Origin of the sequence: Citrobacter sp. KTE151 (assembly GCF_000398845.1) — a bacterium.
Lineage (GTDB): Bacteria > Pseudomonadota > Gammaproteobacteria > Enterobacterales > Enterobacteriaceae > Citrobacter > Citrobacter braakii.
Genome location: NZ_KB976063.1, coordinates 430,250 through 454,781 on the forward strand (window position 1 = coordinate 430,250; position 24,532 = coordinate 454,781).

Annotated in this window: 13 protein-coding genes and 1 pseudogene; 10 read left to right on the plus strand and 4 right to left on the minus strand. The window is 51.4% G+C overall.

Annotated features, from left to right (window positions below; translation table 11 throughout):
• Positions 1 to 206 precede the first annotated feature (206 nt).
• Positions 207 to 1,658: a Cu(+)/Ag(+) sensor histidine kinase gene (locus WC7_RS19265; protein WP_016152148.1), complete on the minus strand. Its 1,452-nt coding sequence runs from the start codon at positions 1,656 to 1,658 to the stop codon at positions 207 to 209.
• Entirely contained in the window at positions 1,648 to 2,331 is a 684-nt protein-coding gene (gene cusR, locus WC7_RS19260; protein WP_016152149.1) for a copper response regulator transcription factor CusR, read from the minus strand. The genes WC7_RS19265 and cusR overlap by 11 nt, the downstream gene beginning before the upstream one ends.
• A 195-nt stretch (positions 2,332 to 2,526) precedes the next feature.
• Between cusR and WC7_RS19255 the strand changes: the two genes are divergently transcribed.
• The 4 genes from WC7_RS19255 (at position 2,527) to WC7_RS19240 (ending at position 8,813) form a co-directional block, all read left to right on the plus strand.
• On the plus strand, positions 2,527 to 3,909 hold the full coding sequence (locus WC7_RS19255; protein ID WP_016152150.1) for an efflux transporter outer membrane subunit: 1,383 nt from the start codon (positions 2,527 to 2,529) through the stop codon (positions 3,907 to 3,909).
• A 32-nt stretch (positions 3,910 to 3,941) separates the two neighbouring features.
• Positions 3,942 to 4,289, plus strand: coding sequence for a cation efflux system protein CusF (gene cusF / locus WC7_RS19250; RefSeq protein WP_016152151.1), 348 nt, complete (start codon positions 3,942 to 3,944; stop codon positions 4,287 to 4,289).
• A 76-nt stretch (positions 4,290 to 4,365) separates the two neighbouring features.
• Complete coding sequence (locus WC7_RS19245; RefSeq protein WP_016152152.1) at positions 4,366 to 5,658, plus strand: efflux RND transporter periplasmic adaptor subunit; 1,293 nt, start codon at positions 4,366 to 4,368, stop codon at positions 5,656 to 5,658.
• An 11-nt stretch (positions 5,659 to 5,669) separates the two neighbouring features.
• Positions 5,670 to 8,813, plus strand: coding sequence for a CusA/CzcA family heavy metal efflux RND transporter (locus WC7_RS19240; RefSeq protein ID WP_016152153.1), 3,144 nt, complete (start codon positions 5,670 to 5,672; stop codon positions 8,811 to 8,813).
• 51 nt (positions 8,814 to 8,864) lie between these two features.
• Here the strand turns inward: WC7_RS19240 and rclR are convergent, their stop codons facing one another.
• Complete coding sequence (gene rclR, locus WC7_RS19235; protein WP_016152154.1) at positions 8,865 to 9,719, minus strand: reactive chlorine-specific transcriptional regulator RclR; 855 nt, start codon at positions 9,717 to 9,719, stop codon at positions 8,865 to 8,867.
• A 235-nt stretch (positions 9,720 to 9,954) separates the two neighbouring features.
• Between rclR and rclA the strand changes: the two genes are divergently transcribed.
• From rclA to WC7_RS19205, 6 genes are all read left to right on the plus strand, one after another.
• Complete coding sequence (gene rclA / locus WC7_RS19230) at positions 9,955 to 11,280, plus strand: reactive chlorine resistance oxidoreductase RclA (RefSeq protein WP_016152155.1); 1,326 nt, start codon at positions 9,955 to 9,957, stop codon at positions 11,278 to 11,280.
• A gap of 164 nt (positions 11,281 to 11,444) precedes the next feature.
• Positions 11,445 to 11,681: a reactive chlorine resistance periplasmic protein RclB gene (gene rclB, locus WC7_RS19225; RefSeq protein WP_029139445.1), complete on the plus strand. Its 237-nt coding sequence runs from the start codon at positions 11,445 to 11,447 to the stop codon at positions 11,679 to 11,681.
• An 11-nt stretch (positions 11,682 to 11,692) separates the two neighbouring features.
• Positions 11,693 to 12,253 (plus strand): reactive chlorine resistance membrane protein RclC, encoded by a 561-nt coding sequence (rclC, locus tag WC7_RS19220; protein ID WP_016152157.1) that lies wholly within the window; start codon positions 11,693 to 11,695, stop codon positions 12,251 to 12,253.
• A gap of 578 nt (positions 12,254 to 12,831) precedes the next feature.
• On the plus strand, positions 12,832 to 13,518 hold the full coding sequence (locus tag WC7_RS19215; RefSeq protein ID WP_016152158.1) for a flagellar brake protein: 687 nt from the start codon (positions 12,832 to 12,834) through the stop codon (positions 13,516 to 13,518).
• 24 nt (positions 13,519 to 13,542) lie between these two features.
• Positions 13,543 to 14,130: a helix-turn-helix domain-containing protein gene (locus WC7_RS19210; RefSeq protein WP_019076223.1), complete on the plus strand. Its 588-nt coding sequence runs from the start codon at positions 13,543 to 13,545 to the stop codon at positions 14,128 to 14,130.
• Between the two features lie 101 nt (positions 14,131 to 14,231).
• The gene (locus WC7_RS19205; RefSeq protein ID WP_016152160.1) at positions 14,232 to 14,999 is read left to right on the plus strand and encodes a putative bifunctional diguanylate cyclase/phosphodiesterase; all 768 of its coding nucleotides are present in this window, start codon (positions 14,232 to 14,234) and stop codon (positions 14,997 to 14,999) included.
• 178 nt (positions 15,000 to 15,177) lie between these two features.
• Here WC7_RS19205 and WC7_RS19200 read toward each other — a convergent pair.
• Positions 15,178 to 24,461 (minus strand): annotated as a pseudogene (locus tag WC7_RS19200) (autotransporter outer membrane beta-barrel domain-containing protein).
• Between the last annotated feature and the right edge of the window lie 71 nt (positions 24,462 to 24,532).

Consider the following 24,532-nt stretch of genomic DNA (forward strand, 5'->3'; position numbering starts at 1 on the left):
GATGAGGGCTGTCAGCGGCGTGACAGGACTATGACGGTTATGTCAGAGAATCGGTGATGATATATATCGTTCATACTTCAAGCTGCATATGCGCTGGCTGCGCTCGTTCACCCCAGTCATTTACTTAAGTAAGTGACCGGGGATTACCTCTCTTGCCGCCTTCCTGCAACTCGAATTGTTTAAGGTATAAACGCCATTACCATAAATTACATCGCATGCTTGGGCAGCGTCAGAATAAATCGGGTGGCAAGCTGATCGGATGTCACCGAGACTTTCCCCTGATGGGCGATAACAATCGATTTCACAATCGCCAGGCCAATACCGCTGCCTTCGCCTTTACGCTGTCGCGAAGGGTCAACCCGATAAAAACGATCAAATAGCCGCGATAGATGCTGTGGGGGAATGGGGGGGCCGGGATTTTCCACGACTATCTGGACCAGGCCATCCGCCTCTTTCACCCGCACGGTTACCGACTCGCCTTTTGGCGTGTAGCGCATGGCATTTGAAAGCAGATTACTCATTGCCCGGCGTAGCATTAACGGATCGCCTGAAACCCAGCATGCGCGTCCTTCAAAACGTAAGCCCACCTCGCGCTCTTCTGCCCAGGCTTCGAAAAAGTCGAACACTTTACCAACCTCATCGGCCAGATTAAGCGCTGTCTTTTCCGGGATAAGCTGATTGTTGTCTGCCTGCGCCAGAAACAGCATGTCGCTTACCATTTTCGACATACGACCAAACTCTTCAAGATTGGAATACAGCACGTCTTCCAGCTCTTTTTGGCTACGGGTTTGGCTGAGCGCAATTTCCGTTTGTGTGACCAGGTTGGTTATTGGCGTGCGGATCTCATGGGCAATATCTGCCGAGAAGTTCGACTGACGTTTAAATACATCCTCGATGCGTTCGATCATGTGATTAAACGAACTTACCAGTTGTTCCAGTTCAATAGGGACCGCTTGCGGATCGAGGCGCACATCAAGATCTTTTGAGGTGATATTTTGGATGCGCCGACTGACATTACGGATCGGTTCATGGCCTTTATACACAGCGAACAGCACGATAAATACAATCATCATGCTAATCAGCGATGCCGTCATAATCAGTTTGTTTTTCAGGTCGTTAATATAGTGCAGATGAAAATCGATCGATAACGCCAGATACAGCGTATACGCCGCTTTTCCATCAGTCAGCTTTCCTACCGGTAGGCGAATCATTCGCCAGTTAGACGACGTTTTTTGTCCGTGAATATGTTTGGACGTTTGCAGTGTTGGGCCGGATATAATAAAAACATCGCTGGCATGGGCATTTTTATCCGGTCTTGCGCTGGCGATAAATTGCCGGAGATCCGGCGCATTTGGCGAATGAAAAATGGCTTTCTGCTTACTGTCTTCCAGAGAAATAATGACGTTCGAGTAGCCCTCAACCACGTTTTTTAGCGTTTCCAGACGGCGTGATTCCGGCTCGTTGGGTTGGTTAATAATCCTCTCCAGCGTGGCGCTGATCTCTTGTAAATCATTGATGTCCTGCTCGGCGAAATGGACCTTCACGGAGTGGATCATTATCCATGCAAAGGCGAAAAATGAAGCGATCGTCGCCAGACTGATAAAAAAGGTCAGTCGTGTCGCCAGCGAAAAAGGGCGCCGCCATCGTTTACTGGGCATCAGGAACCTCAAGCATATATCCCACGCCGCGTACGGTCTGAATCAGTTTCGGCTCAAAATCGTTATCAATTTTGGCGCGCAGACGCTTAACGGCGACGTCGATGGCATTGGTATCGCTGTCAAAATTCATATCCCAGACCTGGGAAGCGATCAGTGAGCGGGGTAAAACTTCCCCTTGATGACGCAGGAAAAACTCAAGCAGCGTAAACTCTTTGCTGGTCAGGGTAATACGCGTCCCGCTGCGGGTGACTTTTCTGCTGACCAGATCGACCATTAAATCCGCGACCTGAAACTGGCTTTCGACAATCACCGCCGCCCCGCGGCGCAGCAGCGTTCTGACCCGCGCCAGCAGTTCGGCGAAGGCGAACGGTTTGACCAGATAATCATCAGCGCCTAATTCCAGACCTTTAACCCGATGTTCGATGGTACCCAGCGCGGTGAGGAGAAGAATGGGCATCCCTTTGTTAGCGGAACGCAGCATCCGTACGATATCCCAGCCGTTTACATCCGGCAGCATGATGTCGAGTATGAGCAGGTCGTAATCGCCGGTCATCGCCAGGTGGTACCCGTTCAGGCCGTTATCCGCTAAATCCACGACAAAACCCGCTTCCGTCAGGCCTTTCGTCAGGTATTCACCGGTTTTTTTCTCATCTTCGACTATCAACACCTTCATCGCATTCTCCTTCTCACACGGGTTGTGCGGACTTTCAATTCTAGGGAAGCGGGATCGGATAGCAATCGGTTATTGGGAAAATGACAGTTTTGTCATTTTCCTGTCACCGCTTAAACAGAGTCACTTCGTTAAAGTACAACGCTATAAATTCCTACATTTTTTAGGGCCATCAGTCCGGTCAGGACGAGAAGAACTATGAGCAAATTTAAGCTTCTTACCCTCAGCGCTGTATTCGTTCTCGCCGGTTGTTCATTGGCGCCGGACTATCAGCGTCCGACATTGCCTGTGCCGCAGCAATTCTCCTTAAGCCAGAATGCCCTGGTTTCTGCACCGGTGGGATATCAGGACACGGGCTGGCGGAGCTTCTTCGTTGACTCTCAGGTAAAGGCGCTGATTGGCGAGGCGCTGGTCAATAACCGCGATTTACGTATGGCAGTGCTAAAAGTTCAGGAAGCGAAAGCGCAATATGGCGTCACGGACGCTGACCGCTATCCGCAAATCACGGCAGGTTTCAGCGGTACTTACAGCGGCAAATTAAAAGGTGATAGCAGCACCGATCGTGAATTCGAAGCTGGACTCAATCTCAGTTTCGATCTGGACTTCTTTGGTCGGCTGAAAAATATGAGTGAAGCTGAGCGACAGAATTTCTTTGCCAGCGAAGAGGCGCGTCGGGCGGTACACATCTCATTAATCTCCAACGTATCGCAAAGTTATTTCAATCAGCGTCTGGCTTATGCACAACTGCAAATTGCCGAAGAAACGCTGCAAAACTATCAGCGTTCTTACGCTTTTGTTGAGAAGCAGTTGCTGACCGGAAGCACCAACGTACTGGCGCTGGAACAGGCGCGGGGCGTGATTGAAAGCACGCGCAGCGAAATCGCGAAGCGTAAAGGTGAACTGGCGCAGGCGAACAACGCGCTGCAACTGTTGCTGGGTACGTACGGGAAATTACCCAACGACCAGATGCGCAGCAGCGGGGATATTAAACCAGTAACGCTGCCGCCATCGCTCTCGTCGCAAATCCTGTTGCAGCGCCCGGATATTTTGGAAGCTGAACACGGATTAATGGCGGCGAATGCCAATATCGGCGCCGCACGGGCAGCGTTTTTCCCGTCGATTACCTTGACCAGTTCGGTTTCCAGCAGCAGCAGCGATCTCTCCAGCTTATTTAATGCGACCAGCGGCATGTGGAATTTTGTCCCCAAAATAGATATTCCCATTTTTAACGCCGGACGTAATCAGTCCAATCTCGACCTCGCTGAAATTCGCCAACAGCAGTCGGTGGTGAATTACGAACAAAAAATTCAGAACGCGTTTAAAGAGGTGGCGGATGCGCTGGTGTTGCGCCAAAGCATTGCCGATCAAATTAGTGGTCAGCAGCGCTACCTGACGTCATTGCAAATCACCTTACAACGCGCCAGAGCGCTTTATCAAAATGGTGCGGTTAGCTACATCGAAGTACTGGACGCTGAACGTTCTTTATTCTCTACGCAGCAATCGCTGCTCGATCTTAATTACGCCCAACAGGTTAATGAAATTAAGCTGTTTGCTGCCTTAGGCGGCGGTTGGGTGGAGTAATCCTTAATATTAACTTTTCAGGAGCATCAAGTATGAATACTACCGCCAAAGCCGTGTTGTTTAGCTTTTTCTCTGTGGTCATGTTTAACGCTCAGGCCAATGAGCATCAGCATGGCGAGATGATGAACATGCAGCCAGCGGCCCAACAGGAAGACGTCATTAGCGCCACCGGGGTGATTGAAGCTATTGATAAAGAAAGTAAAAAAATCACGATCAAGCATGATCCCATTCCCGCGGTGAACTGGCCTGCCATGACGATGCGTTTTACGCGGGTTGCCGACACCAAGGCTGACGATATTAAACCCGGCGATAAGGTTGCGTTTACGTTTGTTCAGCAGGGAAATATCTCTGTGTTACGCGATATTCACATCAGTAAATAACGTTCTCGCTGGTCTCTTTTATTCTTGCCCGGATTCTTCGAAATTCGGGTGAGACTATCGCGCAATGGAAATCACTATGGCGTCTTTAAATATTAAAAATACCGCGCTTATTCTCGCTGGCATGATTGTCGTTGGGGTTATTTCTGTCGGTATTTATACTTATTATTCATCAGCAAACGTAACGGCTGAAACCGGGCAGGCTTCGCAAAAAGAAGCCAGAAAAGTGTTGTTCTGGTATGACCCCATGTACCCGAACACGCGCTTTGATAAGCCGGGTAAATCACCGTTTATGGATATGGATCTGATCCCGAAATATGCCGATGAAGAGACCGCGAGCGCGTCAGCGCCTGGCGTGCGTATCGATCCTACTCAGACCCAAAATTTGGGTCTGAAAACAGAACCTGTGCGCCGTGGCCCGCTGCACTATGCGCAAACTTTCCCGGCTAACGTTAGCTATAACGAATACCAGTTTGTTATTGTCCAGGCTCGCTCCGCAGGCTTTATCGAAAAGGTTTACCCGCTAACCGTGGGCGACAAAATTAAGCAAGGTGCGCCGCTTATCGATCTGACGATTCCCGACTGGGTTGAGGCGCAGAGCGAATATTTGTTACTGCGGGAGACCGGCGGCAGCGCGACACAGGTGGAAGGGATTCTGGAGAGATTACGTCTGGCCGGTATGCCGGAAGCGGATATTCAGCGCTTAAAATCGACGCGTAAAATTCAGACCCGCTTTACCCTGAAAGCCCCTATTGATGGGGTGATTACCGCATTCGATTTGCGTACCGGCATGAACATTTCCAAAGACAATGTGGTTGCGAAAATTCAGGGGATGGACCCGGTATGGGTCAGCGCGTCGGTCCCGGAATCTATCGCCTGGCTGATCAAAGACGCCTCGCAATTTACCATCACCGTGCCCGCCTGGCCGGATAAGCCTTTCACCATTAGCAAGTGGAATATCTTACCTAGTGTCGATGCCTCCACGCGTACGCTGCAGATCCGTTTGCAGGTCAATAACCCTGATGAGGCGCTCAAGCCGGGGATGAATGCTTACCTGCAACTGAAAGCGCAAAGTGAACCGATGCTGCTGATCCCCTCAAAGGCGTTGATTGATACAGGCACCGAGCAACGGGTGATCACCGTCGATAACGAAGGTCGATTTGTACCGAAGCAGGTTGCGGTATTCCATGAATCTCAAGGGCTGACGGCTATCCGCTCAGGCCTGACTGAAGGTGAAAAAGTGGTGTCCAGTGGTCTGTTCCTGATTGATTCCGAGGCGAATATCTCTGGCGCACTGGACCGTATGCGCGCGCAGAACAGTGGTGCGCAAGACGCATCCGCAAAGCCAGCCCAGGCGACCCATTCACACTGAGGACATGATAAATGATTGAATGGATTATCCGCCGTTCGGTGGCAAACCGTTTTCTGGTGATGATGGGGGCGCTGTTTCTCAGTATCTGGGGAACCTGGACCATCATTAATACCCCAGTTGATGCGTTGCCCGATCTCTCTGATGTTCAGGTGATCGTCAAAACCAGCTATCCAGGGCAGGCGCCGCAAATCGTCGAAAATCAGGTGACTTACCCGCTGACCACCACCATGCTGTCGGTACCGGGCGCGAAGACCGTGCGTGGTTTCTCGCAGTTTGGTGATTCCTATGTGTACGTCATTTTCGAAGATGGCACCGATCCTTACTGGGCGCGCTCGCGCGTACTGGAGTATCTCAACCAGGTTCAGGGGAAATTACCGGCAGGGGTTAGCGCGGAGATGGGACCGGACGCCACGGGCGTCGGCTGGATCTTTGAATATGCGCTGGTCGATCGCAGCGGTAAACACGATCTGGCAGAGTTACGAACTCTTCAGGACTGGTTTTTAAAGTATGAGTTAAAAACGATTCCGAACGTGGCAGAGGTGGCCTCGGTAGGCGGCGTGGTTAAACAGTACCAGGTTGTTATCGACCCGATGAAGCTGACGCAATATGGCATCAGCCTGGCGGAGGTGAAATCTGCACTGGATACGTCGAATCAGGAGGCGGGCGGCTCGTCTGTAGAGATGGCTGAAGCGGAATATATGGTCCGTGCCAGTGGGTATCTACAAACGCTTGATGACTTCAATAATATCGTCCTGAAAACAGGGGCCGACGGTGTACCTGTTTATCTGCGCGATGTCGCGCGTGTGCAGATTGGGCCGGAAATGCGCCGTGGGATCGCCGAACTGAATGGCGAAGGCGAAGTGGCGGGCGGGGTGGTAATTCTGCGTTCCGGTAAAAATGCGCGTGAAGTGATCTCCGCCGTCAAAGCCAAACTCGACACGCTGAAAAGCAGCCTGCCGGAAGGCGTTGAGGTAGTTACAACATACGATCGCAGTCAGCTCATCGATCGCGCTATTGATAACCTGAGCTATAAGCTGCTGGAAGAGTTTATCGTTGTTGCGCTGGTATGCGCGCTGTTCCTGTGGCATCTGCGTTCGGCGCTGGTAGCGATTATTTCCCTGCCGCTGGGACTGTGTATCGCGTTTATCGTGATGCATTTCCAGGGGCTGAACGCCAATATCATGTCGCTTGGGGGCATTGCCATTGCCGTCGGGGCGATGGTCGATGCCGCGATCGTGATGATTGAAAACGCCCATAAGCGGCTCGAAGAGTGGGGACATCAGCATCCGGATGAAAAACTGGATAACGCAACGCGCTGGAAGGTCATTACCGATGCCTCGGTAGAGGTCGGCCCGGCATTGTTCATCAGCTTGCTGATTATCACCTTGTCGTTTATCCCTATTTTCACGCTCGAGGGGCAAGAGGGGCGACTGTTCGGCCCGCTGGCGTTCACCAAAACGTATGCCATGGCAGGCGCGGCGTTTCTGGCTATTGTCGTCATTCCGATCCTGATGGGGTTCTGGATCCGTGGCAAAATACCGGCGGAAAGCAGTAACCCGCTTAACCGTTTCCTGATCCGTATTTATCATCCGCTGTTGTTGAAGGTGCTGCATTGGCCTAAAACCACCCTGCTGGTGGCGGTGCTTTCCATACTGACGGTTATCTACCCGCTGAATAAAGTCGGTGGTGAATTCCTGCCGCAGATTAACGAAGGCGATCTACTGTATATGCCTTCAACCCTGCCGGGGATTTCGGCGGCGCAGGCGGCGGATATGCTGCAAAAAACCGACAAGCTGATCATGACCGTTCCGGAAGTGGCGCGTGTGTTTGGTAAAACCGGTAAGGCGGAAACCGCAACGGATTCCGCGCCGCTGGAAATGGTCGAAACAACGATCCAACTGAAGCCGCAGGATCAGTGGCGTCCGGGGATGACGATGGACAAAATCATCGCCGAACTCGACAAAACCGTGCGCTTGCCAGGGCTGGCGAATCTGTGGGTTCCGCCTATTCGTAACCGTATCGACATGCTTTCTACCGGCATCAAAAGCCCGATTGGGATAAAGGTGTCAGGTAACGTTCTGGCTGATATCGACGCCACGGCGGAACAAATCGAAGAGGTAGCCAGAACCGTGCCGGGCGTCGCTTCGGCGCTGGCTGAGCGGCTGGTGGGCGGGCGCTATATTAATGTGGACATTAATCGGGAGAAAGCAGCCCGCTACGGTATGACCGTTGGCGCGGTACAGCTGTTTGTCACCTCCGCGGTCGGAGGCGCGATGGTGGGCGAAACGGTGGAAGGGATTGCACGTTATCCGATTAACCTTCGCTATGCGCAGAGCTATCGTGATAGCCCGGAAGCGCTGCGTAATCTGCCCATTCTGACACCCATGAAGCAGCAAATCACGCTGGCTGATGTTGCAGATGTGACAGTGGTTTCTGGTCCGTCGATGTTGAAAACCGAAGATGCACGACCCACCAGCTGGATTTATATCGACGCCCGCGACCGTGACATGGTTTCGGTGGTGAACGATCTGAAAAAAGCGATCGCTGAAAACGTACAGTTAAAGCCGGGGACCAGCGTGGCGTTTTCCGGGCAGTTCGAGCTGCTTGAACGCGCCAGCCATAAGCTCAAACTGATGGTGCCGATGACGCTGATGATTATCTTTGTCCTGCTTTATCTGGCTTTTCGTCGCTTTGGTGAAGCGCTGCTGATTATTACCAGCGTGCCCTTTGCGCTGGTAGGGGGGATCTGGTTTCTCTACTGGATGGGGTTCCATATGTCGGTTGCGACCGGAACCGGGTTTATCGCCCTGGCCGGCGTTGCCGCGGAGTTTGGCGTAGTGATGCTGATGTACTTGCGCCATGCTATTGAAGCCGAGCCTGCGCTGGAAAATCCGCAAACCTTTACGGCGGATAAGCTGGATGAAGCGTTGTATCACGGCGCGGTGCTGCGCGTGCGTCCGAAAGCGATGACCGTGGCGGTGATTATCGCGGGCCTGTTGCCAATCTTGTGGGGGACAGGGGCGGGCTCAGAAGTGATGAGCCGCATTGCCGCGCCGATGATTGGCGGCATGATTACCGCGCCATTGCTGTCGCTGTTTATTATTCCGGCAGCTTATAAGCTGATGTGGCTGCACAGGCATCGCAGCCAAAAGTAGTGCCTTGAAGCGCTCGCCTGCGTCGGTTTTGTTGCCGAAGCAGGCGGTGCGTTATGCCGCCAACGCTTTCACGCGTTTGCGGTACTCGCCCGGCGTGCAGCCAAATCCCCGTAAAAAGACTTTGTGAAACGATGATTCGCTGGCGTAACCCACCGACTCGGCAATAACGATCAACGGCTGCGATCCGCGTGACAGCATCTGGGCGGCGAATTGCAGGCGTAGCTCGGTTAACACCGCCAGCGGCGTGGAGTTTGAGACTTCACGAAATAGCTGCGCAAAGCTGGCCCGCGACATATGGGCACGCTTTGCCAGTTCTTCGACAGTCCAGGGAAAAGCCGGTGACTCCAGCATCATGAAGACAACGGCCCCAAGCCTTGGGTGCAGCAGTAAATTCAGCACATTTTTAGCGGGTGTCGGCTGGGCTAGCCACTCGCGAACGGCTAACGCGAACAGCGTAGCGCATTGCTGGCTGCAAACGATGTTGGAGCCAGGCAGATCGTTGATGTATTCCTGCTGCATCAGCGAAATCATGGCCTTCAGCCAGTGGCTAATGGGACTGTCATCTTCTGGTGCCAGTATTAATACTTCCGGAAGGGCGGTTAAAAAATAGCGTGAAGAAGCCTGCAATCGCAGGCTTCCGCAGACAATATGCGTTTGTTCTTCCCCTGTCTGGCACAGCCGATGCGCGGAGTTTTGAGGCAGAATGACTATTGTTCCTGGGCGTAACGTAGAAGACGTTCCGTCTGGCATATCCAGTTGAGCAAACCCCTGGGTTACCGTATGCCAGCGGATAACGGACAGCTCACCCGCCGCATGCGGCAGTTGCCAGTCCCTGCTCAGCAGGCAGTTTTGATCAATCGAGCCCTGCGGGTCGTTAAGCATAAGTAATCGGCTAAGTGCATCCATAAAGACTCCTGAGCAGTTCTTGTTGATGCTTGTCGAGATGAAGTAACGCTGTTACTCATTATTTATTAAATAAATTTATGGTCTTAGTTTATTTCCTCGATGGGTTGAGTGGAAGAGAGAGCGTAGTTATTTAGACGATTTGACAGTAATTTGCGCGATATGGATACATTGTTCATGCATCGTTAAACCTATACTTCAGTTCAACAAACGAACAGTGATATGGCGGAGAGACAGCATGAATCAGTATCAGGCGATTATTATCGGATTTGGCAAAGCGGGTAAAACGCTGGCGGCTACCCTGGCGAAAACGGGCTGGCGAGTGGCGATTATTGAACAGTCAAACACCATGTATGGCGGGACATGTATCAATATCGGCTGCATTCCCACCAAAACCCTGGTACACGATGCTGAACTTCAGCATGACTTTGCTGCGGCGATGCAGCGCAAGGCCTCCGTTGTCAGCTTTCTGCGTGATAAAAACTTCCATAATCTTGCCGATCTGGAAAATGTAGATGTGATTGAAGGTCGTGCTGAATTCATTGATAACCATACGGTGCGGGTCGTGCAGCCAACAGGTGCGATTGAGCTAAGCGGCGAAAAGATCTTTATTAATACCGGCGCACAGGCAACGATGCCAAACGTGGCAGGGTTAATGACTACACCGGGCGTGTTTGACAGCACCGGGTTGTTAAATTTGACGCAACGTCCGGAACGTTTGGGGATTTTGGGCGGCGGTTATATTGGTGTTGAATTCGCATCAATGTTTGCCAACTTTGGCAGTAAGGTCACCATTTATGAAGCCGCCCCACTGTTTTTAGCCCGCGAAGATCGGGATATTGCCGACGCTATCGCCAACATTTTACGCGACAAAGGGGTTGAGATTATCCTCAATGCCAGGGTGCAGGCGGTTTCGTCCCATGACGGCGCGGTGCAGGTGCAAATGCCGCAAGGCGTCCAGACTGTGGATGCGCTACTGGTGGCATCGGGTCGCAAACCGGCAACTGAAAATCTGCAGTTGCAGAAAGCGGGTGTGGATGTCAACGCGCGCGGTGCCATTGTAGTGAATAAATATCTGCGTACTTCGGCAGACAATATCTGGGCCATGGGCGATGTGACGGGGGGGTTACAATTTACCTATATCTCGCTGGATGACTTCCGTATTGTGCGCGACAACCTGTTAGGCGAGGGATTACGTAACACCGGCGATCGCCAAAACGTACCGTATTCTGTCTTTATGACGCCGCCGCTTTCCCGCGTGGGGATGACAGAAGAACAAGCTCGCGCCAGCGGCGCGGCGGTCCAGGTTGTCACCCTGCCTGTCGCGGCTATCCCGCGTGCACGGGTGATGAATGACACGCGTGGCGTACTTAAAGCGGTGGTAAATCGCGAAACGAAACAGATATTAGGCGTATCGCTGCTGTGCGTGGATTCTCATGAGATGATTAATATCATTAAAACCGTTATGGATGCTGGTTTACCTTACACGACATTGCGCGATCAAATATTTACTCATCCGAGCATGAGCGAATCACTGAACGATCTCTTCTCTCTAATAAAATAATAATATAGTTTGCATGATTGCCCCACCTGTGTGGGGCTTTTTTTTATCATATATAAAGAAATACTCATGAACAGTTATTCTGGCGTTATGGAGGAAATAAGATAAGCAACAATGTTTTATTCTATTACGAGTGAAATCACTAGTTAATGGAAATAGAAATGAACATGCTTAAAACTTCATTATTGTTGACTGCTTTACTGACCGCGCCGGTGACATTTTCTGCACTGGCACAGCAGCCAGTCGAAGTAGCCCGCGTCAGTGTGTCGGCAATTGCCGCTGCACCTTCTGTTGTTGAACATGCAATCGCCAGGCTGGCGCAGGAAAAGAAGGCAACGTCCTGGAAAATTACCTCAATGCGCATTGATAGCAGCACTCACGCAACCGCAATTTTGTACAAGTGAGGAGAGTCTGAATGGAAAAGTATCTGCGTTTACTCAGCAAGGGCGATAGAATTGGATTAACATTGATTCGCCTGAGTATTGCCATTGTTTTTATCTGGATTGGCTTATTGAAATTTGTACCTTACGAAGCCGATAGTATTACGCCATTTGTTGCCAATAGTCCGGTAATGTCATTTTTTTATGAACATCCAGAAGAATATAAGCAGCATTTAACCCACGAAGGTGAGTTTAAACCGCAGGAGCGGGAATGGCAGAAGGCGAATAACACCTATACGTTCTCCAATGGTCTGGGCGTAGTCGAAGTGCTGATCGCATTGCTGGTGCTGGCTAATCCTGTTAGCCGTTGGTTGGGATTAATTGGTGGCGTACTGGCATTTGCTACTCCGATTGTGACGTTATCATTTTTAATTACCACACCGGAAGCATGGGTGATGCCACTGGGCGATTTGCACCACGGTTTTCCGTACTTGTCCGGAGCCGGGCGTCTGGTGTTGAAAGACACATTAATGCTGGCGGGAGCGGTGATGATCATCGCAGATTCATCGCGATCAATTATTAAGCAAAAGTATTGAATTTTTAACGTTGTACCCTCTGTAAGACAGTAAGCCTCTATAGTTCGATTCGGTAATTACCGGGCCAGCAGGATGCTGGCCTTTTTTCTGCCCTAAGGTAAATTTGCTTTACAGGTGAAATATAATTATTCACTTTTTCACAATAACTAGTCGGAGCTATATTCCTGGTTAATGATATAGTGCCGTAAGCATTTTCTCTTCTTCTTGCGATAGCACGCCAGTCCGCATACTGCATGGTCCTTCCATCAAAACCCATTCATTTCCCTCTATTTTTTTCTGTGTAGTTCTTGCTATTTGTTATCTCAAAATGACATCTCAAAAAATTTTATTATTCTCTTTTGTTATAGTTAGCCAACAACTTCATGTGGTTTTAGGCATGGCTTCAGCTAGAATTAACTTTGATTAAATGTTTTTACGTATCAATAAATGGCTAAAGATAGTTAAAAACTTAATTTTTAACCAACTGTTCGACATGGAATCCACTATGGTAATTAAGCACCAGGGGTGGATGCTGATCTCGCGTTTTGTGAGCAACCAAAAGCGAGACATCTCTTAAATATGGAAATAAGGGTTTTAGAATGAGCTTTGGATTAGCAAAGGACAACAAGTTTGAAATCATCGCTACCCTTCGTGAAGAGTTGCACAAGAAAACGAAACTTGAAGTTTTATGTGAAAACCATAGTGTTATCACGCAGTTAGAGAAGATTGATTTCGAGCGGTTTGTCATCTCTGGACACGAAGACATTGTTCCTGAAAAGGTCCAGTACTTTATCCTGCACAGTGAGAGTGGGATTGTAAAATTTAGTGCCAGATTCGAACAAACCTTATCAGCAGGTGCACAAGCAGGATTATCCTACTTCATCCCGGATATGATTTTCTTTGCCCAGCAGCGACAAAATCAGCGTTTTTCCTTCCTGAAGGGTTACGACTTTTTCTGTTTTGGTCGTTACAAAAACGGAGAAAACTACTCTCTGAAGATTAAAAACATCTCGCAGGGCGGTTGTGCATTAATTGTTAAAGATGTGAACTCCCGTTTTCTCTATAAAGATGCGGTGATTAAAAATGCCGCGCTGGATTTTGATACGTTTGGCAGTTTACAGCTGGATTTGAAAGTGATCGATGTCGTCATGATCAATGAATTTGATGAGGATAATCAATTGTATGCCTGTCATCAGATCTCATGTGAGTTCGATTTTAAAAATCGTCGTGAAGAGGCTGAGGTCGAAAAGATTATTATTAAATTTTTAATGAGTAACAAGATTTGATGCTGATAAGGAGCGATGAACAGGATGTTGATGTGTGGCAGTGATAATTTTGTGGGCAACGGTTTGTTCGCCTACCTGACAAGCAAACATGTACCGATACAAACATTCCAGTTTGAGGATATGTTGCATCAGTCATCATTATGCCAGCATCAAACCATGGTTTTTAATATCATTGATAACGAACAACCATGTTCAACTATCGTGCAGTTTTTGAATAAAAACCGCTTCAAGTTTTATAATAATGTCGTGGTAATTATTGCTGATAGTTTGGTGGCGAAATTATGTGTAGAGTTATTATATGTTGAAAAAACGATAGTTTTGACGGAGAAATCTTCACTGCGCGATTTCGGTCAACTGGCGTCGTTAACGGCCGGGAAATGGAATCCCCGGCTGTATCGTTCACAGAAAAGATTAACCGAGAGAGAGCAGCAGATTCTGAATTTATTGGTAAACGGATATACCGCCAGAGAAATTTCAGAGTTAGTCAGCCTGAATTATAAAACTATCCAGGCGCATAAAATGAGGGTCGTCACCAAGCTGGGACTGACCAATACCTCGGAATTAAATAAATTAATTGTCAGATTTACCCATCGTATGTCTTTTTTACCCTAACCTGGCCATTCTATTCTGATGTAACACACCTAATAGTAGATACAATTCGGGAGTGATATTGACTGGTTTTTAATTTTTATGATTTGTTGAGGGAGAGAGGAATGTTTAATTCTAGTGAGGTGTTAACCGCGCTTGAAAAGGCATTGAATACCAGTCAGCTTTATATGGTTTATCAACCAATTTTTAATTTGCGTAATCAGCGTATTAGCGGGTTTGAAGCATTAATGCGTTGGAATAGCCCCCAGATGGGGATGATCTCTCCCGATGTTTTTATTACCTTGCTGGAAGACAGCGGCAATATCATGTCAATTGAAGATATGGTTACCCACACTCCCTGGGATGTGGCAACCCGTTGGCCAGAGCCCCTTGTATTGTCCGTCAATATTTCCGCGCTTGAATTCTGCGATCCGCTGTTACCCCAACGCGTCAGAAAAAATCTTACTGTATGTGGTCTCCCGCCCCATCGATGCCAGATAGAGGTCACGGAAACGTCGCCGCTGTGCGACAGTCAGGTCGCGGCTAAAAATATGACGGAGCTGAAGGCGATAGGGGTCAAAATTGCCCTTGATGATTTTGGAACCGGCCACGCCAATCTTAACTATCTGTTGAAATATCCTTTTGATACCTTAAAAATTGATAAGGAATTTATCGCCGGCATTGAACCCGATACCCGCTCAACAAAGATTGTTGAGGGTATAATTTCACTGGCGCACAATTTTGGTATTGAAGTTCTTGCTGAAGGGGTGGAAACCCAGTCCGAACTGGACCGGCTGATGCAGATTGGTTGTGACAAAATTCAAGGCTTTTTCATTTCTCCCCCAGTGTTAGCAGAAGAGATCCCGTTACTCCTGACGCAGTATAATCCTTAATCTTCTCCCTCTCTGTTGTTCCCCTGAACCTCGATTGTTTCGCGTTGCCAGAAGGCCGCTCCCGCGCTTTCTCCGCCAGTCCGTAGGCCTGATATGTGAAGCGATCAGGCAGCCCTGTATCCGGGACAGGCAAAAAAAAGCCCCCTGTTAAACAGAGGGCTAGCGAGTTTATGTCAGCTTAGAACGATTTCTTAAAGCCAATTGATGCATTAACCGGTGCTTCAACCTGCGACTTACTGCCACCGTTACTAAATTGCGTACCCAGTTCTCCGTAAACCTGCAGGTTTCTGTCGATAGACCATGACAGACCGGCTGCAACTTCAGTGCTGGAGTACTGTTGTGAAGACTCAAGCGTGGTGGTGGCTACCGCATTGCTAAAGTGCGTTTTGTCTTTTGAACCCAGACCCTGCCAGACGTTGACCCTGCCGTAAGGCTGGAATTTGCCATGGTTGGTGTCATAGTCAGCGACCAGACGCACGCCCAGACGGGCGGTAAAGGAATCCGCGGTATCCATTTTCACTTTCGTTTGGGTTACACCATCAAGCCGCCCGTTATCAAAGTCGCTGTATTGATAGATCAACTGAGCCTGAGGTTCCAGACTCCATGCGCTGGCGCCTAAACGGAACGATTTACCCACTTCTGTTGACGCCGTCAGCGTGTTGCCTCTGACGGTATACGAGCCGTTGTTACCGGTCGCCGCCAGGCGGGATTTATGGTTACCGTATTGCAGGACGTTATCAACATACATCCCGTCGCCCGAGAACCAGGTGGCGTAGCCGCCGACATAAAACGCGTTGTCGTCGATGTTGCCGCCTTTGCCGTCGCTGCCTGTCTTCGTGCCTTTCACGTTGCTGTCGATATCAAGAATGCTGGTATACATCCCGGCTTTCCAGCTTTCGTTGGCATACATATCGACGCCAACCTGAATCCCCATGGTATGGGAGCTGGTTTGCGTTCCAGCCGCATCATCCAGTTTGGTTTTACCGGAGTAGCCAATCATTCTTGCCCAGGCGCGATTGTCTTCATCAATACCCGGTTTAACCTCGTCCCCCATACGCTGGTGCATGTTGCCTAACAGGCTGATGTCGCCCTGACGAACGACGCTGGCGAGACCAGAATACAGCATAGTTTCTGGACGATATTCGCTTCTCAGATACCAGTTTTCACCCTGACCCTGAGCGTTGCCCGCATGCAGTTGATACTCAAATGCGCCTGCTGCCATACGATCGGCGGCAAGATGGAAGGCGTCTCGTGACGTTTGTGCCGTAGTGGTTGCGCCATTGAGCGCGGTTACCACTTCGATACCATCACCAATAGTTGGTGCGCCGAGACCAGAACCATCGACATCCAATAGCGTACTACCGCTGGCTTTACCGCCATCGATAATCAGACGGTCGGCAATGCCTGCGCCGCTGCCATTTTGTGTGGCCGCCATGTTGATAGTCCCTTTTTCGCCGGTGTAATCCCCTTTGACGGTTAACGTTGTGCCAGTCTGCTGGCCGATGAGTGAAACATCGCCGCCGTTGCTCAGTCCCGCTACCGTCTGGTTGTAACCTTGCGTGTTGAGGGTGGTGTCAGCGACAACGTAGTGGTGTGATGCGCTACTCAGAGTGTTGGTATTACCCGCCTGCAGTACACCGTTGGCAATCAGCGTTGCGCCGCTGTAGCTGTTTTCACCATGCAACTCCGTAACACCGCTGCCGGTTTGATGCAGTTGGCCTTCGCCGCTGATATTACCGGTCAGCGCCAGGGTATCGCCACGATTGACGTTGAGTACGCCGTTATCAACGATATCCCCCTGAATGCTGCCGATATCACCGCCGTTACCCAGCTGTAAAACGCCTTGCTCGATGGTGGTGCCACCGGTGTAGGTGTTATCCAGCGTCAGGGTGAGGGAGCCTTTACCGGTTTTGGTCAACTGACCGTTACCTTCGACTTCTGTCAGCAGAGAAACGTTATGTCCGTTGGTGTCGAATGTCCCGCCGCCGGATTCCAGAGTCACCTGACGAGCGGTATCAAACGCTTCGCCATATTTCAGCGTACCACCATTAAAGGTAATTCCCGTCTCTGGTGCGCCAAGGTTGGTATCACCCGCCACCTGCAGCGTACCTGAGGTGATGGTGGTTCCACCGCTGTAAGTATTGTCGCCAGTGAGGATGAGCGTACCGAGGTCGCCTTTATTCAGGCCGCCGGTGCCGCGGATCACGCTGTCGATAGTCGCGGTGTAGTTAGCGCCGTCAACTGTGCCATCGCCGACGCGAATCAGCGTATTAGCCGTATCGGTGGTAATGGCTTCTCCGCCCACGCGATAACCATCGGTGGCGAACTGTGCGCCACTGATGATGACGTCGCCTTTGCTGTTATCGACGGTTACGTTGCCCGCTTCACCCTGGAAGACGGCGAACGCAGCATCGGTAAACGGTGCATTCAGCGCGCCTTCTGGCGTTGATTCATCCGTTGTCCAGTTGTCATTACCCTGGCTGGATTGCCAGATACCGTCGCCGCCGTTGATGACGCCGTTGTTTTTCAGCTCGCCATTCTCACCGCCGGTGCCGTCCCAGAAACGTAGCGTCAGCCCGGCATGGTTGACCAGGTTAACCTGGTTTTTAACCGAGGTTTGTACGTACAGGCTGTCCGCAGCTTCCGGCGCGTCGGCAATGTCCATCACATTGTTGGTTAGTGTGCCGGTGTAGTTGATGACGCGGTAAACACCAACGTCAAAGCTTCCGCCTGGAGAGGTCTGGATATTGAGCTTACCATCGAGCGTCAGATCGCCATTCACATCTATCAGGTCATTGAAGGCTCCGCCTGGGGTATAGGCCTGACCAAACTGGTAATCAAGCTGTGCGTTATCGCTGAGCGTCAGTGAACCGGTAGTCAGTTTACCCACGCTGTTGATGGCCGCACCCGCGGTAATATGGCCGTCATCCAGTACATCAACCGCGCCGCCGATAATACCGTTCCCGCCGAGCGTTGCCCCAGATTTCACCGTTACCTGACCGGTCGCGGCAGACTGATTACCGTTGACCAGCAGTACGCCTTCATTGACGTCCGTGGTGCCGGTCCAGGTGTTATCGCCGGTCAGCGTTAACGTGCCGTCACCGATTTTCACCAGGCTGCCGTCGTTGCCGCTGATAATGCCGCTGATGGTGTCATCAAGATGCAGATTACCCAGCGACAATTCTTTATTGCCCAGTTCGACATTCCCCGCACCGGACAACGAGCCGATAGATGTTGCGCTGTCGACTGCGCTGATATCGACCTTGCCGCCCGCCAGGTTTTTAACGACGGTATTCTCTGCTAACGCCTGGTCCGCAAAGGTCATCAGTCCGCTGTTATTCACGCTAGCAGAACCACCGCTGGCGTTTTCTTCCAGCGCCAACGTACTGTCTTTTGACACGTTAACCGTCGCCTCGCCCGCGGTGGCGTTATCGGTTAACAGCGCTTTCGCTGTACCCGTCAGGTTCAGTTTTGCGCTCGCGGCGGTGACGTTATCCGCCAGCGTTAACAGACTGTCGGCAATGTTCATGGTCAGGGATTTCAGGCTGGTCTCTGTTCCGCTGACATTGAGCGTTGCCCCGTTATTGACGTTCACGGTGCTGCTTTCATTGCTACCAAAGGCCCCGGTTTTGCTGACGTTGACCGTCACATTGTTGGCATTTCCGGTACCGGCAATTTCTGTGTCGCCTTTATAGCTGTTCGCGCGATTGAGCGACAGGGTACTACCCGCATCGCTTGAGCTGCTGGTGACTTTCAGTTTACCGTCGCCGGTAATCTCACCGGTTGGCGTGAAGTTATGTGAATTGAGGTCAAACACCGCCGCGTTATCATTCGCGCCCAGCGCAATGGTGCGATTGCTGGTTAGGTCCGCGCCCATCTGCAGCGTGGAGCCGTTGTTGATAGCCAGGTCGGTTCCGCTCTGACCGAGGTTGCTGTCGGCGGAAATCTGCAACGTACCGCCATCAATGCGTGTGCCGCCGCGATACGCGTTATCACCGCTGAGGATCAGACGGCCAAGGTCGGTTTTCACCAGCGTCAGCTTGTCAGTCGTGCTAGCTTCGCGGATGACGGACTCAATGGTCGCGGTATAGTTTTGCCCCGCGCCACCCGCGCCAACGCGCAGCAGCAGTTCACCGGTTCCCGGCGTCTGGCCGGCGTGGGTCGCGTTTTCCGTGGTGGCATAAGCGTTAAGTGCGTCGCCTTTAACGACATAGCCATCGGCGTCAAACTGTGCCCCGGAGAAGTTAACTTCTCCCGCGGCGTTATCCACGGTAACGGTGCCACCTTTGGTGGTGAAGACGGCAAAGGACTTCTGCGCCCAAGGTGCGTTACCTTCGCCCGTTGCCGTGGTCCAGTTGTTATCACCCTGACTGCCGATCGCCATCCATTTGCCATCGCCACCGTCAATTTTGCTGTCGCCCTCAATGCCCGACGCGCCGTGGCTTTGACTTACCGTCGCCCCGTCCCAGAATTGCAGGGTAACGCCGTTGGCGTTCACCAGGTTGACCTGTTTGTCGATAGAGGTCTGGACAAAAATATTGCTCTTATCCTGACTGTCCGGTATTGCGCCCAGCTCCAGCGTCTGGTTATCCAGCGTACCGCCGTAATTATAGATACGGTACACGCCCGGTCCGAAGTTACCGCCTTGCGACGTGGTAACATCCAGGGTCCCGTCCAGTTGCAGATCGCCTGCCACGTTCACCAGATCGTTTAGCGCACCGCCTGGCGTAAAGGCCTGCCCCAGTTCAAAAGCGGAGGTCGTTTTGCTGCCAAGCTGCAGATTACCGTTAACAGATAGCGTACCCGCACCGCCGTCACCGGCGCTGATGGTTGTGGCATCGTTCATCAGCACGTTACCGCCGATAATGCCCTTACCGCCAAGTGTGGACGTGCCGCTGACGGTGGTGACGCCGCGCGCCGCGCTTTGATCGCCATTCACCAGCAGAGTGCCGTTAGTAACGGTGGTGTTACCGGTATAGGTATTGTTGCCGTTCAGACGGGTAATGCCGCCGCCGATTTGCTGTAGCGCACCGATACCGGAGATCACACCGTTGAGCAGCACGGTGTTGGCGCGATTAATCGCCAATACGCCGTTGTCGATGATGTCAGAGACGGCGCTCACTTCGCCTTCATTTCCACCGTCACCTAACTGCAGCGTACCGGTTTGATCAATGGTGGTAGAGCCGGTGTAGCTATTGTTGGCGGTAAACACCGTGGTGCCGCCCACCGCACGTTCAAATTTCCCGTCGCCGCTGATGATGCCGTGATAGATCTGTGCTGCTGAGGTATCCCCCTGAGTATCGAAGATAACCTTGCTGTCTGCGCCCTGGGTGGTGACATTGTAATCGCCAATGCTTGCGGCAGTGCTGGTTGGTTCGACGTGGTCACCGGTACGCAGCGTGGCGCCATTGTTTACAGCAAGGGTTTCGCTCGCCAGATTCAGGTTTTCAACGATGCGTACATCTGCATTTGACCCGCTGATGGTCAGTGAATCCCAGCCGGTGCCAATGTTGGTACCGGTATTCAGGTTGTCGCTAGCCAGCGTACCAATCTTCGCATCTTTTGTATCAGTGAAGGTGAGGGCGTTGCCCGTACCCGCTGCGGTGAGAATGTGGCGCGTTTTATCCAGCGTCACATTGCCGATATTGGCTTTATTGTTACCGCCAGTACCCGCGAAATTCACTTCGCCAGCATAAGAGCCACTCCGCCAGTTGAAGGTATCCGTACCTTCGCCGGTGTTGATTACGCCGCTGGTCACACCGCCGCTGATATCGATGGTGTCATTGCCTTTACCAGACTGAACTGCCACGGCCGAGTCGTTGATGGCCTGCAGGGTTCCCGTGTTGGTGATGGCTTTACTGCTGTCGCCGCTGGCGTCTATTACCGGTGAGGTGGTACTGGCAGAGATAATCTTGCCGCTGTTGGTCAATGCACTAACGTTTTTCGCGATGATTGCTGAACCACCTGCGCTGTCATGCACGTTGATGTCGGCATTGGTGGTGATACGACCGTCCGTATTGGCGCGGATACCGCTGCCTTCGCTGTTTAGTACCTCAATGGTATAGCCTTTGCCGATGGTTAGATTGCCCGTCACCGCGTCGCCATTACGTTGTTCAAAGGCGAAGCCGGTACCTTTACCGTTGACGTTGAGGATGTTGTTCAGCCCATCGTTCATGGTCAGCGCCACGCTGGTGCGGATCCCTGGGCCATCGTTGGAGTCGATGGTGACATCACGCAGCGTGATATTGGTGTTGTTGGCATCGTTTTGAATACCGGCACCGGTACCATCAGCGCGGATCATCACGCTTTGCGCGGCCAGAGCGCCAGCGCCTTCGGCCAGGCGAATACCGTCAGCGGAGCCATCGGTGGTAATGCTGTCGCCAGTCATACCGTTAATCAGCAGGCTTGCCCCTTGGGTTAACAGAACGCCAGCGGTGCCATCATCAACCTGAATTTTGCCCAGCTTATTAATCTGCGCGCTGGAGCCTGAGGCGCGTACGCCGATGCCGTTGCTGACATGCAGGGCGAGGGAGGAGTTATTGGTTAAGCTACCGCCTTTTTGAACATCGACACCGATGCTGTCGACGCTGGCCAGATCAATAATCGATTTGGTATCGAGGATCAGGTTGCCCAGATTCCTCGCCACATAGGCGATTACCTTGTTGCCGCTGGCTTCAGAGGTGATCTTCGCGTTTGAGGTGAGGGTCGTGCTCGTGGCATTGCCCTGCGTATTACCATTCAACTGATGCGCCTGACCATCCACAACCCCGGCAACGGTTCTTTCACCGGTTAAATTGATGGTGGTTTTATCGCTGATGGTCCCTTTCGCGCCGCCTTCGATAACCAGCGCCGCAGAGTCAGTACCCTTAACGGTGAACGTTGCTTCACCGGTATCTACGTTACTGCCTGCGCCGGTGGCGAGTACGCCCACGGAATTGTTACCGCTGAGAGTCAAATCCAGGTTGGAGGTGGACTGATCTTTCGGGTTAGTGGTATTACCGGCCAGCAATGCGCCATTGGCGATACGGAAAATGGTGGTGCGATCCTGACCGTTGTCATTCATCACCGCCTGACCAATATTGGCGGTAGCGCCCTTACCATACAGGTAATAACCAATCTGATCGGTGCTGTTAAATGAGGGGCTACTTAAGCTGTCAACGTTAGCGATGGCGTTATCACGCACGTGGACGCCGATGTTACCGGCTTTATCCAGCGTAATATTAGAGTAGACGTTGACCACTGCCTGACCGTTGGCGCCACCTTCCGCCCAGATGGCGTAGTTACGATTACCGACGCCGCCTTCACCGTCCACCACGATAGAGCCTGCAGCGCTGGTGGTGACTTCGGCATTTTTGTTATTGGCGCTAACGTGGATCCCTACGTTGTTGGTGCCATTCACGTTAATCTTGCCGTCGTTACGGATTTCCTGATTATTTTCTGCGCCGCTGTCGTGTACGGAGATGCCGTAGTTTTTACTGCTGCCCCCTTTAGAACCGCCATTGATCACGATATTGCCGGTATTGAGGACGTTGCCCGTGGCATTTCCGACCAAAATCCCTGCGGCGTTACGGACGCCGGTTCCCAGCGTGATAAGGCCGTTGTTAATCACCTCTTTGGCGCTCTTGATCATAATACCGGCGCTCAGGCTGGAACCGCCTGCCATGGTGACATCTTTAGCCGGATCGCTTGCGTCGCGACCAAGAGAAATAGAGGCATTCTGAGCGTTGGTAAAGGTGGCATTCCCGGCGACTTCTACGCCATAAGCGGTGCCGCTGGCAAAGGATGTACCGCTTTTACGTCCGTCTACGACGTTAATCTCGCCATTGTTGACCCCTTGCGCATCGTCAGACAATTGCATACCAATCGCCAGCGTCAGCGAAGAAGCGGGGACGTCTTTGCTCCAGGGATCGGCTGCCGAAGCGGTACCAAAGTTATCGGTGGTGATCGCCTGGTTGATGATGCCGTTGTTAGTGATCTGGCTGGTGCCTTGACCTTGCATACCAAATGCGCCATAGCTGTTGACGTTTTGGTTGCCGTCGCGTCTTTTGCCAGCATGCCAATCGCCAGGCTCTGCCCGGTAGACGTTCGTAATGCGTTCAGTTCGCCAAAGTTTGTGATAACCCCGCCATCAACGGCTTTCATGACGCCATTAATACTGCCGTCAACGGCAAGAATCGCATCTTTGTTCAGGGTGCCGGAGGTGCCTGCGCCGTTGGCGTAAATAGCATGCAGCTCACCGCGGTCAGCGGTCGCGTTATTGGCATGCGATAAGCCGTCTGTCCAGACGTCGTAATCCCAACTGAGCACGTCAGAGGGCTTGCTGGAATTGATCAGACCATCAATCAGCTCGGCATACTTCGTTTGTGCTGCGGTGACGGTAGTGACTTCATTCGCTTCCAGCCACAGTTGGATTTGGCTGACTTTTTCGCCTTCCGGGTTTTCCGCCGCGTCGCTGCTATTGCCCAACAGCCAGTCGTTAAATTCGGCCAACTCCTGCGTGTTGGTGATGTTAAATGTGCGCTCACCCGTTTCGACGACTTTGCCGTCCGTATCATAGCCGTAGGTCATGAGCGTGACATCATCGCCAAACACGGAGGTTTGCGCTGAGCCGGCGAAGGTTTTTTCAGGAATAACCGGGACGGCGTTAAATTTTATAAAGTTATCGGATTGCCAGTAAACCTGGCTACCCGCGTCCTGAGCCTCCAGTAAGGAGGAGTCTTTGGCCAGTAATTCGATGGTATTGGCTTTGGCGCGTACATTGAGCGTGTCGTCGCCCAAATTCAGATTGGCCGTGGAGCCGTTTGTCGCCAGTGCGATGCCAAATTGTTTGTAGATTTTAGACTGCGCCGGATCGTAAGTGTTTAGTGCCGAATCGCCAATCTGTGATTCGGTAAGAAAGTTACTTAACGCGTTAGTATCAAAGACTTTAATGGTTGTTTTTTCGCCGGGGAACGCCGGGTCGTTAATCTCAAATTCTGTGCTCTGCGAAGGCGTTGATGATTGGTTATAAGTCAGGTATTCCGCCAGCTCCTCGGCGGTAGTAATCGTTTTTACGCCCTGGTCAGGGCTGGTGGCCTGCAGGGTGATTTTGCCAGTTTGCAGTAGCTCTCTGATGGTCGTTGATTCAACAACGCCACTTTGACCCGGACTGATGGTTGGGATCGCGCCGCTGATATTGAGCGCCTGACCAGCAGTGATATCTTCATATAAGAATCCGTAGTCGTGGACACCCTCATAATCCCCAACAGAAATACCTGTCTGGTAGTCGGCGAAAATATTATGTTCACCGATGTCGATGATCGGAGTTGCTGAAGCTTGCATTGAAGCAGCGCTTAATGCGCCGGCCGCCAGTACGGCGACAGTTTTACGTGAGCTGCTTTTTTTCTTTCCTTTAGTTAATTCGGAAACGACCACCCAGATACCGAGCACCGCGTTCCAAATAATGCTGTAAACTTTGTTCATATATAACCCTCGTCTACATTCCTGTTATGTGTATTGTTAATACATTGAGTTGTTGGCTATGGTTGGCACGC

Coding starts and splice junctions, on each gene's coding strand:
- WC7_RS19265 (WP_016152148.1), bottom strand. CDS start 1,658: ATGCCCAGTAAACGATGGCGGCGCCCTTTTTCGCTGGCGACACGACTG.
- cusR (WP_016152149.1), bottom strand. CDS start 2,331: ATGAAGGTGTTGATAGTCGAAGATGAGAAAAAAACCGGTGAATACCTG.
- WC7_RS19255 (WP_016152150.1), top strand. CDS start 2,527: ATGAGCAAATTTAAGCTTCTTACCCTCAGCGCTGTATTCGTTCTCGCC.
- cusF (WP_016152151.1), top strand. CDS start 3,942: ATGAATACTACCGCCAAAGCCGTGTTGTTTAGCTTTTTCTCTGTGGTC.
- WC7_RS19245 (WP_016152152.1), top strand. CDS start 4,366: ATGGCGTCTTTAAATATTAAAAATACCGCGCTTATTCTCGCTGGCATG.
- WC7_RS19240 (WP_016152153.1), top strand. CDS start 5,670: ATGATTGAATGGATTATCCGCCGTTCGGTGGCAAACCGTTTTCTGGTG.
- rclR (WP_016152154.1), bottom strand. CDS start 9,719: ATGGATGCACTTAGCCGATTACTTATGCTTAACGACCCGCAGGGCTCG.
- rclA (WP_016152155.1), top strand. CDS start 9,955: ATGAATCAGTATCAGGCGATTATTATCGGATTTGGCAAAGCGGGTAAA.
- rclB (WP_029139445.1), top strand. CDS start 11,445: ATGCTTAAAACTTCATTATTGTTGACTGCTTTACTGACCGCGCCGGTG.
- rclC (WP_016152157.1), top strand. CDS start 11,693: ATGGAAAAGTATCTGCGTTTACTCAGCAAGGGCGATAGAATTGGATTA.
- WC7_RS19215 (WP_016152158.1), top strand. CDS start 12,832: ATGAGCTTTGGATTAGCAAAGGACAACAAGTTTGAAATCATCGCTACC.
- WC7_RS19210 (WP_019076223.1), top strand. CDS start 13,543: ATGTTGATGTGTGGCAGTGATAATTTTGTGGGCAACGGTTTGTTCGCC.
- WC7_RS19205 (WP_016152160.1), top strand. CDS start 14,232: ATGTTTAATTCTAGTGAGGTGTTAACCGCGCTTGAAAAGGCATTGAAT.